Annotated in this window: 11 protein-coding genes and 1 riboswitch; of the genes, 10 read left to right on the forward strand and 1 reads right to left on the reverse strand. The window is 73.2% G+C overall.

Annotated features, from left to right (window positions below; genetic code table 11):
* The first annotated feature begins 77 nt into the window (after window positions 1-77).
* Window positions 78-1,220, forward strand: a complete 1,143-nt coding sequence (locus GUY61_RS27785) for a glycoside hydrolase family 6 protein (RefSeq protein ID WP_166633011.1) — start codon at window positions 78-80, stop codon at window positions 1,218-1,220.
* A gap of 279 nt (window positions 1,221-1,499) precedes the next feature.
* Here the strand turns inward: GUY61_RS27785 and GUY61_RS27790 are convergent, their stop codons facing one another.
* Complete coding sequence (locus GUY61_RS27790) at window positions 1,500-2,717, reverse strand: MFS transporter (protein WP_166633003.1); 1,218 nt, start codon at window positions 2,715-2,717, stop codon at window positions 1,500-1,502.
* A 97-nt stretch (window positions 2,718-2,814) separates the two neighbouring features.
* Here GUY61_RS27790 and GUY61_RS27795 point away from each other — a divergent pair, with 97 nt between their 5' ends.
* The 9 genes from GUY61_RS27795 (at window position 2,815) to GUY61_RS27835 (ending at window position 10,836) form a co-directional block, all read left to right on the forward strand.
* On the forward strand, window positions 2,815-4,125 hold the full coding sequence (locus GUY61_RS27795; protein ID WP_166633004.1) for an ROK family transcriptional regulator: 1,311 nt from the start codon (window positions 2,815-2,817) through the stop codon (window positions 4,123-4,125).
* A gap of 533 nt (window positions 4,126-4,658) precedes the next feature.
* Window positions 4,659-4,789, forward strand: a riboswitch (FMN riboswitch).
* Window positions 4,790-4,933: 144 nt separating this feature from the next.
* Window positions 4,934-6,031 (forward strand): bifunctional diaminohydroxyphosphoribosylaminopyrimidine deaminase/5-amino-6-(5-phosphoribosylamino)uracil reductase RibD, encoded by a 1,098-nt coding sequence (gene ribD, locus GUY61_RS27800; protein ID WP_313896890.1) that lies wholly within the window; start codon window positions 4,934-4,936, stop codon window positions 6,029-6,031.
* Between the two features lie 2 nt (window positions 6,032-6,033).
* Complete coding sequence (locus tag GUY61_RS27805; RefSeq protein ID WP_166633005.1) at window positions 6,034-6,642, forward strand: riboflavin synthase; 609 nt, start codon at window positions 6,034-6,036, stop codon at window positions 6,640-6,642.
* Window positions 6,643-6,647: 5 nt separating this feature from the next.
* Window positions 6,648-7,289 (forward strand): nicotinamide mononucleotide transporter family protein, encoded by a 642-nt coding sequence (locus tag GUY61_RS27810; protein WP_166633013.1) that lies wholly within the window; start codon window positions 6,648-6,650, stop codon window positions 7,287-7,289.
* Window positions 7,286-8,584 (forward strand): bifunctional 3,4-dihydroxy-2-butanone-4-phosphate synthase/GTP cyclohydrolase II, encoded by a 1,299-nt coding sequence (locus tag GUY61_RS27815; RefSeq protein ID WP_166633006.1) that lies wholly within the window; start codon window positions 7,286-7,288, stop codon window positions 8,582-8,584. The genes GUY61_RS27810 and GUY61_RS27815 overlap by 4 nt, the downstream gene beginning before the upstream one ends.
* A 54-nt stretch (window positions 8,585-8,638) precedes the next feature.
* Window positions 8,639-9,124: a 6,7-dimethyl-8-ribityllumazine synthase gene (gene ribH, locus GUY61_RS27820; protein WP_166633007.1), complete on the forward strand. Its 486-nt coding sequence runs from the start codon at window positions 8,639-8,641 to the stop codon at window positions 9,122-9,124.
* Window positions 9,125-9,157: 33 nt separating this feature from the next.
* Window positions 9,158-9,430 (forward strand): phosphoribosyl-ATP diphosphatase, encoded by a 273-nt coding sequence (locus GUY61_RS27825; RefSeq protein WP_166633008.1) that lies wholly within the window; start codon window positions 9,158-9,160, stop codon window positions 9,428-9,430.
* Between the two features lie 81 nt (window positions 9,431-9,511).
* Window positions 9,512-10,360, forward strand: a complete 849-nt coding sequence (gene hisG, locus GUY61_RS27830; protein ID WP_166633009.1) for an ATP phosphoribosyltransferase — start codon at window positions 9,512-9,514, stop codon at window positions 10,358-10,360.
* Window positions 10,361-10,392: 32 nt separating this feature from the next.
* Window positions 10,393-10,836 (forward strand): PH domain-containing protein, encoded by a 444-nt coding sequence (locus GUY61_RS27835; RefSeq protein WP_166633010.1) that lies wholly within the window; start codon window positions 10,393-10,395, stop codon window positions 10,834-10,836.
* Window positions 10,837-10,998: the final 162 nt, after the last annotated feature.

Below are 10,998 nucleotides of genomic sequence, written 5' to 3' on the forward strand. Positions count from 1 at the left end.
AAGCCACCGTGCCGGGCCAACGTGTCCAGCGCCGTCTCGCACGTGCGGAGCGGCGCCGGGCCGCACGTCAGCGGGTGCTGACCGCCGTCGCGTCCGCGGTCGTCGCGGTCGCCGTGGTCACCGGGGTCGTGACCGAGGTGTCCGGACCGCGGGGAGAGCGGGAATCGGCGGCGCCCGAGGTCTCGGGGACGCCGCTGCCGGTGCCGCCTCCGGCGGTGTCCTCCGCGCCCGCGCCCCCGGCGTCCGGTTCGCCCTCGCCCTCGTCGTCGGAGACGAGGCCGGAGGAGCGGGTGGAGAAGGCACGGCCCACCGCCGAGCCGACGCGGCGCGCGGCGCGGGCCGCACCGGCACCGCTCTCGGACGCCCGGCTGTACCGGCACCCCGAGTCCCAGGTCCTCGACTGGGTCGGGGCGAACCCGGGCGACCCCAGGCAGCCGCTGATCAAGTCGCGGATAGCGGACAGGCCTGCCGCGGTCTGGTTCGCCGAGTACAACCCCGGGGCGATCACGGCCCGGGTGCGCGAGGTCACCTCGGGGGCCGCGGCGCAGGGCCGGGTGCCGGTGGTCGTGCCGTACACCATTCCCGAGCGGGACTGCGGCGGCGCCTCGCAGGGTGGTGCGCCCGGCTACGAGGCGTACGACGCGTGGATGCGGAACTTCGCGGCGGGCCTGGGGAGCGGCGAGGTCGTCGTCATCCTGGAGCCGGACTCGGTCGCGCTGGCGGACTGCCTGTCCGCCGGGCAGCGTTCCGCGCGCTTCGCCTCACTGGCCCGCGCGGGCCGTACGATCCACGCCGCCAACCCGAGAGCGCGGGTGTACTTCGACGGCGGGCACTCCGGATGGCACGCGGCCGCGCAACAGGCCGATGCGCTGCGCGCGGCGGGCGCGTCGAGCAGCGGCGACGGCATCTTCACCAATGTCTCCAACTTCCACACCACGGCCGACGAGGTCGCCTACGCCCAGCGGGTGCTCGCCGAACTCGGCGGCCCCGCGCGGCTGGGCGCGGTCATCGACACCAGCCGCAACGGCAACGGCCCGCCCGCCGCGGGGCAGTGGTGCGACCCGGCGGACCGTGCCCTGGGCCGCGCTCCGACCACGGCCACGGGCCAGGCCCGCATCGACGCCTACCTGTGGGTGAAGCTCCCGGGCGAGTCCGACGGCTGCCGCGGCCGCGCCGGAGCCTTCACCCCGGACTACGCCTACGACCTGGCGCGGGGCTGAGACCCGCGGCCCGCCGTGCGCCGTGCGCCGTGCGCCGTGCGCCGTGCGCCGTGCGCACGGTCCGGAGCGGCCCGGCGAACCGGTGCCGCGCAGCGCCGTCCCGGCGGCCGCCGTCGACGATGCCGGCATGCGCCGCGGCACGGAAGCGCGCTCACCCCGTCGGCCGAAACGGCGCATCGCGTCTGACCGCACGTCATACGGCATCGGCCCCGGACCTGTTCCACGCGCCGCCGGGGCGCGGCAAGGGGGCCGGGGCCGTGTCGGGTTCCGGAGGTGTGCTCAGGCCGTGGGCGACCGGTCCGCCGCGGGACGGTCGGAGCGCGCGGACGTCTTGGAGTGCGAGCCGGCGCGCAGGACGCCCGCTCCCGCCACCAGGCCGACCGCGAGCAGGGTCACCAGGCCGAACGAGACGGTCAGCGAGGTGAGATCCGCGACGGTGCCTATCGCGGACGGGGCGATCAGGCCCGAGGTGTACGTGATGGTGGCGACGCCCGCGATGGCCTGGCTCGGGTTCGGGCCGCTGCGGCCGGCCGCGGCGAAGGCCAGCGGGACGACGACGGCGACGCCCACGCCGAGCAGCCCGAAGCCGCCCAGGGCCATGACCGGGTTCTGCGCGATGACGACCAGCACCCCGCCGAGCGTGGCGAGGACACCGCTGACCCGGGCCGTCCGTACCGGCCCGAAGCGTTCGACGACCGCGTCCCCGGCCAGCCTGGTCACCGCCATGGTCAGGGTGAAGGCCGTGGTGGAGGCCGCCGCGACGCCGGGTGAGGTGCCCAGGACGTCGCGGAGGTAGACCGCCGACCAGTCCAGGCTCGCGCCCTCGGCGAACACCGCGCACAGTCCGACGAGGCCGATGACGAGGGCGGACCTCGGCGGCAGCGCGAAGCGCGGCGGCGGGTGCTCCTCCGGCGCGCTGCGCAGGTCGAGGACGCCCCCGCAGCACGTCGCGCCGAGCACGGTCAGCACCCCGGCCGCGACCGAGAGGTGGATGCGGGCGTCGAGTTCGGCGTGCGCGGCGAGCGTCCCCGCCGCCGAGCCGACGAGCGCCCCGGCACTCCACATGCCGTGCAGGCCGGACATGATGGACCGGCCCAGCCGGTTCTCCGTCTCCACACCGATGGCGTTCATGACGACGTCGGCCATGCCCGCGGAGGCCCCGAAGACGAACAGGGCCAGGCAGAGCGTGAGGAGGTTGGGGGCCAGCGCCGGCAGGGCGAGTGCCAGCGTCCACAGTGCGAGCATTCCGCGCAGGGCGGTCCTGGAGCCGAAGCGGTGGTTGACCGAGCCGGCCACGGGCATGGCCACGACCGAGCCCAGCGCCGGGAACGCCAGGGCGATCCCGAGCTGTCCGGCGCTGAGCGAGGCATGGTCCTGGACCCACGGGACCCGCGTGGCGAAGTTTCCGACGACGGCGCCGTGCACGGCGAACACGGCGGCCACGGCGAGCCGGGCCCGCTTCAGCCGCTCCGCGGTGAGCTCCTCGTCTCCGGCCATCCCTCATGCCCTCCTGTCTCGGCGTCGTCCCGTAAACTATCAGGAAGGGAACCTGATAAATAGACCGCGTTCCACGGCTTCTGGAAGGATTCCCGGCATGACGTCAGTGCCAGCCGCGCCGCCGGCCGTCCGGACCGCCTCTCCGAGCACCGCGCGCGCCATCAACGACCGGCTCGCCCTCCGGCTCCTCCAGGAGCGGGGCCCGTTGACCGCCACCCAGCTCAAGGCCCTCACCGGTCTGTCCCGGCCGACCGTCGCCGATCTCGTCGAGCGGCTCCGGGTCTCCGGGCTGATCCGGGTGGTGGGGGAGTCGGGCGCGGAGCGCCGCGGCCCGAACGCGCGGCTGTACGGGATCGCCGCCGACCGGGCGTACCTGGCCGCGCTGGACGTCCGTACCCACAGCGTGCAGGTGCTTGTCGCCGACCTCCTCGGCAGGACGCTCGCCGAGGCCACGCGGCCCGTCGGCACCGACGGCGGCGCCGAGAAGAACGGCGGCGCCAAAGGCAAAGGCGCAGGCAAGGGCAAAGGCGCCGACGACGCCGGCGGTACGGAGGAGGCGGTCGCCCAGGTCGTCGCCCTGCTCGAGCGGACGGCCCGGGAAGCGGGCGCGCCCGGTCTGCACACCGTCGGCATCGGCGCGCCAGGGCTGGTCGACCCCTCTACCGGCGAACTCCGCGACACCGGAGGGCTGCCCGCCTGGCACCGAAGCCTCGTCGCCGTGCTGAACGAGCGGCTTCCGGCGACCGTCCTCCTGGAGAACGAGACCAACCTCGCCGCCGTCGCGGAACAGCGGATCGGTGCCGCGCGCGACCAGGACACCTTCGTCCTCCTGTGGCTGGGGCACGGTACCGGAGCCGCCGTCGTCCTCGACGGCTCCCTGCGCCGCGGCGCCTCCGGCGGCGCGGGCGAGATCGGCTGGCTGCCGGTGCCGCTCACCGCCGCGCTGCCCTCCGCGACGCACTGCGAGGGCGGTTTCCATTCGCTCGCGGGCAGCGGCGCGATCGTCGAACTCGCCGCGGAACACGGCATCACGGCCGCCGTCGAGCCCGGCGGCGTGCCCGGCGCGGCCCTGGTCCGCGCCGCGCTCGCGGCGGTTGCGGGCGCCGGTGCCGGTGCCGGCGCGGGGGCGAGCGCCGGGAGCTTCCTCGACACCCTCGCCGAACGCATCGCGCTCGGCGCCGCATCCGTCGCCGCCGTCCTCGACCCCGGCTGTGTGGTCCTCGGCGGCGAGATCGGGCACGCGGGCGGCGGCGCCCTGGCCGCCCGCGTCGAAGCCCGGCTGTCGGCCATGTCCCCCCTGCCCACCCGAGTGCGGGCGGGCAGCCTCGGCGGCACCGCGGTGCTGCACGGAGCGCTGCTCGCGGCCCGCGACGCGGCGCAGGACGAGCTGTTCAGCCCGCGGGGCTGAGCGGTGAGGCGACCGCCGCGGCGGTCGGTCGCGGGCCGACCGGCGGCGCGGACCCGACCGGCCGGTCGGGCGATCCCCCGACGGGGGAGCCGGGACCCGGCGGCGGGCAAGGGCCGGTATTCCGCCGCCGGGCGTTCGTGCGCGGGTCGTCCGGACTCCTGGCCCGGCCGGACTCCCGCCTTCGCCGACGGGGGCCACTGTTCCGGCCCGCCCGGTTCAGCCGGTCCGCCCAGTGCACCCGGTCCGCCCGGTCCATGCGCGCTCGGTACCCGTCCGCCGGAACCAGGATCGGTCACGCGGGCGCCATGCGCCAGATCATCGGCGAGGCCGTCCGGAATCCACCGGTCCGTCCAACTCCCTTGCGGGCCGCCTTGGTTCACGCTTCGAGGAAACCCAGGAAGGACTAGACCATTACGTCAACAGCTGTGCATCGACGGGCTCCCGGGAGGTTTCGTATCGCTTGTGAGGCAATACACAGGGTTCCGTGCGCATCACTTTGGGTCGGCCGTGGCACACTGACCCTGTAACAGCAGCAGCGCACTCCGGGGTCGGTGAAAGTCCGAACCGGCGGTTACAGTCCGCGACCCGGTCACCTCCAGTGACCGGTTGACCAGGTGAAATTCCTGGACCGACGGTTAAAGTCCGGATGGGAGGCAGTGCGCGGCGGGCCGGTACAGGTATCGCCGTCCTTCGGCGGGTCCCCAGTGGAACCCGCGTACGATGTCCCGGCGTCCTGTTCGCCGTATCCGCTTCCTCTGTCGTCATCGACAGGCCCCGGAGTCCGTGCCCTAAGCGGCAGGAGGACCCGGTGGCCACCGCAGCAGCCACGAGCGAGGAACGTGACCGTGACGCGATGCGTCGCGCCATCGCCCTCGCCGCGCGTGGACTCGGCTCCACCAGCCCCAACCCCGTCGTCGGCTGTGTCGTCCTCGACGCCGCCGGCGAACTCGCGGGCGAGGGCTGTCACCAGCGCGCCGGCGGGCCGCACGCCGAGATCCACGCCCTGCGCGAGGCGGGGAGCCGGGCACGCGGCGGCACGGCGTACGTCACCCTGGAGCCCTGCGACCACACCGGCCGCACCGGCCCCTGTTCCCGGGCCCTGATCGAGGCCGGCCTCGCCCGTGTCGTCTACGCCGTCGGCGACCCCAACCCGCAGGCCACCGGCGGCGCCATGACCCTGCGAGCCGCCGGTGTCCGCACCGAGGGCGGACTGCTCGCCGAGGAGGCCGAGGCAGGCAACGCCGCCTGGCTGACCTCCGTGCGCCTCGGGCGCCCCCATGTCGTCTGGAAGTACGCGGCCACCCTCGACGGCCGCATCGCCGCGGCCGACGGCACCAGCCGCTGGATCACCTCCGCCGAGTCCCGGGCCGAGGTGCACCGGCTGCGCGCCGAGTGCGACGCCGTGGTCGTCGGCTCCGGCACCGCCCGCGCCGACGACCCGCACCTGGCCGTCCGCGGCATCGACGGCGCCGTCCAGCCGCTGCGGGTCGTCGTCGACACCGAGGCGCGCGCCGTCAAGCCCGGCGCCCGGGTCCTCGACGACGCCGCCCCCACCCTGATCGCGGTCGCCGAGGACGCCGACACCTCGCATCTGGGGGCCGAGACCGTGCGGCTGCCCCGCGCCGCCGCCGGCCTGGACATCCCCGCGCTGCTGGCCGCCCTGCACGCGCGCGGCGTCCGCTCGGTGCTGCTCGAGGGCGGCCCCACGCTCGCCGGTGCCTTCGTCGCCGCAGCGGCCGTGGACAAGGTCGTCGGCTACATCGCCCCCGTGCTGCTCGGCGAGGGCCCGGCCGCCCTGGCGGGCGCCGGAATCCACACCATCGCCGAGGCGTTGCGGCTCGACGTCACCGAGACCGTGCGCGTCGGACCCGATCTGCGCATCACCGCCACACCTAAGGAGCGCTGAGAGTGTTCACCGGAATCGTCGAAGAACTGGGTGAGGTCACCGCAGTCGAGAACCTCGGTGACGCCTGTCGCTTCACCCTGCGCGGCCCGCTGGTCACCGAAGGCGCGAAGCACGGCGACTCGATCGCCGTCAACGGTGTCTGCCTCACCGTCGTGGACCTCGAGGACGGCGCCTTCACCGCCGACGTCATGGCCGAGACGCTGAAGCGCTCCAGCCTCGGCGCGCTCACCACCGGCTCCCGCGTCAACCTGGAGCGGCCGATGGCGCTCGGCGGACGGCTCGGCGGACACCTCGTGCAGGGGCACGTCGACGGCACCGGCACGATCCTGGAGCGCTCGCCCTCGGAGAACTGGGAGATCGTGAAGATCTCGCTGCCCGCCGACCTGTCCCGGTACGTCGTCGAGAAGGGCTCCATCACCGTCGACGGCGTCAGCCTGACCGTCGTCGACGCCGGCGCCGACCACTTCACCATCAGCCTCATCCCGACCACGCTCGCGCTGACCACACTCGGCATCAAGCAGCCCGGCGACCCGGTCAACCTGGAGGTCGACGTGGTGGCCAAGTACGTCGAGCGCCTGATGGGCGCGCGCGCCGGGGAGGCGGCGAAGTGAGCGCCCTGGACTGGCTGAACTCCGAGGCCTTCACGGCCTTCGACCAGCACATCAAGTGGTCCGACATGATCGGAAACCTCTTCGGCCTGGCCGCCCTCGCGCTCGGCTGGCGGCGCTCCCTGTGGACCTGGCCCGTCCAGTTCGTCTCCGGCGCCATCCTCTTCGCCGCCTTCGCCACCCACCTGACCGGCAGCGCCGGCAAGCAGGTCGTCGTGATGGCCGTCGCGGCCTGGGGCTACTGGCAGTGGACCCGGGGCAGGCAGCAGGCGCAGGACGGAACGATCACCATCCGCTTCGCCACCTGGCGCGAACGCGGCGCGATGCTCGGCGGCGCCGCCCTCGGCACCCTGGCCGTCGGCGGGCTCTTCACGGCCTACCCCTCGCTGTCCTGGGACCCCTGGCCCGACGCGTACATCTTCGTCGGAACCCTCGTCGCCATGTACGCCCAGGCCCGCGGAATGGTCGAGTTCTGGTTCGCCTGGCTCCTTGTCGACCTCGTCGGCGTACCCCTCAACTTCGCCAACGGCTACGCGTTCTCCGGATTCGTCTACGTCGTCTACGGCGCGCTCGTCCTGTGGGGCATGCGCGACTGGTGGCTGCGTACCCGCGGCAGTGCCGCACCCGCTCTGGAAGGAGCCCGAGCATGACCGCCGTACAGCACTGGTACAGCGAAACCGGCGACGGCATCGAGGACTTCGCCCTCGACCCCGTCGAGAAGGCCGTCGCCGACATCGCGGCGGGGCGGCCCGTCGTCGTCGTGGACGACGAGAACCGGGAGAACGAGGGCGACCTCGTCATCGCCGCCGAGACGGCCACCCCCGAGATCGTCGCCTTCATGATGAGCGAGTGCCGCGGGCTGATCTGCGCGCCCATGGAGGGCCCGGAGCTCGACCGGCTGGAACTCCCGCAGATGGTCGAGCGCAACACCGAGTCGATGGGAACGGCCTTCACGGTCTCCGTGGACGCCACCGCCGCCCACGGCGTCAGCACCGGCATCTCCGCCGCCGACCGCGCCACCACGCTCCGGCTGCTGGCGAGCGGCACGTCCACCGCCGGCGACTTCGTGCGGCCCGGCCATGTCTTCCCGCTGCGCGCCAGGCCCGGCGGCGTCCTCGTCCGCAACGGACACACCGAGGCCGGTGTCGACCTTGCCAGGCTCGCCGGGCTGCGGCCCGCGGCCGCGATCGTCGAGATCGCCGGCGAGGACGGCCGGATGCTGCGGCTGCCCGAGCTCATCCCGTTCGCCCGCAAGCACGGCCTGTCGATCATCTCCATCGAGGACCTGGTCGCCTACCGCCGCCGCTCCGAGCCCACCGTGCGCCGCGAGGCGCAGACCCGGCTGCCCACCGCCTTCGGCGACTTCACGGCGTACGGCTACCGCTCCACGGTCGACGGCGTCGAGCACATCGCCCTGGTGCAGGGCGAGATCGGCGACGGCGAGGACGTGCTCGTGCGGGTTCACTCCGAGTGCCTGACCGGCGACATCTTCGCCTCCCAGCGCTGCGACTGCGGGCCCCAGCTGCAGGCATCCCTCCAGCGGGTCACCGAGGAGGGCCGCGGTGTGGTGCTGTACCTGCGCGGCCACGAGGGGCGCGGTATCGGGCTGCTGTCCAAGCTGCGCGCCTACGAACTCCAGGAGAGCGGCCGGGACACCCTGGACGCCAATCTGGAACTCGGTCTGCCCGCCGACGCCCGCGACTACGCGGCCGGGGCGCAGATGCTCGAGGACCTGGGGGTGCGCAGCCTGCGGCTGATGACGAACAACCCCGACAAGACCGCCGCCATGGTCCGCAGCGGCCTCAAGGTCAACGGCCGCGTGCCCATGCCCGTCCAGGCGGGCGAGCACAACATCCGGTACCTGCGCACCAAGCGCGACCGGATGGGGCACGACCTGCCCTGGCTCGACGGCACCACCGCCGTCTCCGCCTGCGGCAACCAGTAGTTCCCCCCGAGCGACGTACCGACGACGCACCGACAAGAAACCGAGGAGAAGCGCGTGAGCGGCAAGGGCGCACCCGAGCTGTCCGTCAAGAACTGCGGCGACCTGCGGGTGGCGGTGATCGCGGCACAGTGGCACGAGCAGGTGATGGACGGGCTGGTCGGCGGGGCCATGCGGGCCCTGCGCGAACTGGGCATCGACGAGCCCACCCTGCTGCGGGTCCCCGGCAGCTTCGAACTGCCCGTCGTCGCCAAGGTCCTCGCGGGCCGCGGCTACGACGCGATCGTGGCCCTCGGCGTCGTCATCCGCGGCGGCACGCCCCACTTCGACTATGTGTGCCAGGGCGTCACCGAGGGGCTGACCCGGGTGTCCGTGGACACCGGTGTCCCGGTCGGCTTCGGGGTACTGACCTGCGACACCGAGGAGCAGGCACTGGACCGGGCCGGTCTGGAGGGCTCCGGCGAGGACAAGGGACACGAGGCGGTGACCGCCGCCGTGGCCACCGCGACCCTGCTGCGTTCAGTATCCGAACCCTGGCGCTGAGAGGGGTCCGGTTCCGCGTAGGGTGGGAGCACCATGTCCAAGAAGACGTTCGAGGAGCTCTTCACCGAGCTCCAGCAGAAGGCCGCCACCGGCGACCCCGCCTCCTCCCGCACCGCCGAACTGGTCGGCAAGGGTGTCCATGCCATCGGCAAGAAGGTCGTCGAGGAGGCGGCCGAGGTGTGGATGGCCGCCGAGTACGAGGGCAAGGACGCCGCCGCCGAGGAGATCTCGCAGCTCCTCTACCACGTGCAGGTGATGATGGTCGCCCGGGGCATCAGCCTGGACGACGTCTACGCCCATCTGTAGCCGCCCTCCGCGTCCGCGCCCCACGAGCCCGTACCACCCGCAGTCCCAGCAACTTCCCTACGCACGAAGGAACTCGATCTCATGCTGCGCATCGCCGTCCCCAACAAGGGTTCACTCTCCGGCCCTGCGGCGGACATGCTGCATGAGGCCGGGTACCAGCAGCGCAAGGACAGCAAGGAGCTGGTCCTCGTCGACCCCGACAACGAGGTCGAGTTCTTCTATCTCCGTCCCCGCGACATCGCGATCTACGTCTCCTCCGGCCGCCTGGACATCGGCATCACCGGCCGCGACCTGCTGATGGACTCCGGCGCCAACGCCGAGGAGATCCTCCCGCTCGGCTTCGCCCGGTCCACGTTCCGGTACGCGACCAAGCCCGGCACCGCCGAGCGTGTGGCCGACTTCACCGGCATGACGATCGCCACCTCCTACGAGGGCATCGTCGCCAAGCACCTCGCCGACAAGGGCGTCGACGCCTCCGTCGTCCACCTCGACGGCGCGGTGGAGACCGCGATCGAGCTGGGCGTCGCACAGGTCATCGCGGATGTCGTCGAGACCGGCACCTCGCTGCGCAACGCCGGGCTCGAGGTCATCGACGAGCCGATCATGAAGTCCGAGGCGGTGGTCATCCGCCGCACCGGCGCAGACGCCTCGGACCCGGCCGTCCAGCAGTTCCTGCGCCGCCTCCAGGGCGTCCTCATCGCCCGTACGTACGTGATGATGGACTACGACTGCCGCGCCGAGCACCTGGAGCAGGCCGTCGCCCTCACCCCCGGTCTCGAGTCGCCGACGGTCTCCCCGCTGCACAACGAGGGCTGGGTCGCCGTACGCGCCATGGTGCCGGCCAAGGAGGCCCAGCGGGTCATGGACGACCTGTACGACCTCGGGGCGCGGGCGATCCTCACCACCGCCATCCACGCCTGCCGCCTCTGAGGACCCTTCGGACCGGACCGGAAACGCACACCATGTCTCAGCCGCACGCCCTCCCCGTCACCTTCCGGCCCACGCGCACCCGGGCCGTGCTGATCAGCGTCGGCACGGTGCTGTTCGCCGTGATCACGGTGGTCTCGCTGATGCTGGAGATCGGCCCGGGGGAGCGGGCCAGCTTCATCTTCACGGCCGCCCTCTTCTTCGGCGTGCTGCTGCTGCTCAGCCGTCCCAAGGTCGTGGCCGAGGAGTCGGGCGTCACGGTCGTCAACCTGACGACCAGGCGCCGGCTGGAGTGGGCGCAGATCCTGCGGGTCAATCTGCGCCCCGGCGACCCCTGGGTCTTCCTCGACCTGTCCGACGGCACCAGCCTGCCCGCCATGGGAATCCAGCCCGGCATCGCCAGGCAGCAGGCCATCGGCGACGCCCGCGCGCTGCGCGCCCTCGTCGAGGAGCGCGGTACGGGCACGCCCGGCGAATGAGCCACTCCCGCACACGTCCCCGTCTTGACTACCCTGTTGCCGGTGGCGCCCATCGCGCCCCGCCCCGGCACCACGGGGCCGCGCGAGGAGCGAGGCCCCGCGGGGCACCTGCGACCCGAGGAGTGATCCCCTCCAGCGATGGACGGATCGTCCGGTAGTACC

The sequence above is a fragment of the Streptomyces sp. GC420 genome (assembly GCF_009916105.1).
Classification (GTDB): Bacteria; Actinomycetota; Actinomycetes; order Streptomycetales; family Streptomycetaceae; genus Streptomyces.

What these genes read in the sequence shown, in the direction of transcription:
- hisG (WP_166633009.1), top strand. Translation starts at nt 9,512, where the DNA reads ATGCTGCGCATCGCCGTCCCCAACAAGGGTTCACTCTCCGGCCCTGCG.
- GUY61_RS27825 (WP_166633008.1), top strand. Translation starts at nt 9,158, where the DNA reads ATGTCCAAGAAGACGTTCGAGGAGCTCTTCACCGAGCTCCAGCAGAAG.
- GUY61_RS27795 (WP_166633004.1), top strand. Translation starts at nt 2,815, where the DNA reads ATGACGTCAGTGCCAGCCGCGCCGCCGGCCGTCCGGACCGCCTCTCCG.
- GUY61_RS27790 (WP_166633003.1), bottom strand. Translation starts at nt 2,717, where the DNA reads ATGGCCGGAGACGAGGAGCTCACCGCGGAGCGGCTGAAGCGGGCCCGG.
- GUY61_RS27835 (WP_166633010.1), top strand. Translation starts at nt 10,393, where the DNA reads ATGTCTCAGCCGCACGCCCTCCCCGTCACCTTCCGGCCCACGCGCACC.
- GUY61_RS27815 (WP_166633006.1), top strand. Translation starts at nt 7,286, where the DNA reads ATGACCGCCGTACAGCACTGGTACAGCGAAACCGGCGACGGCATCGAG.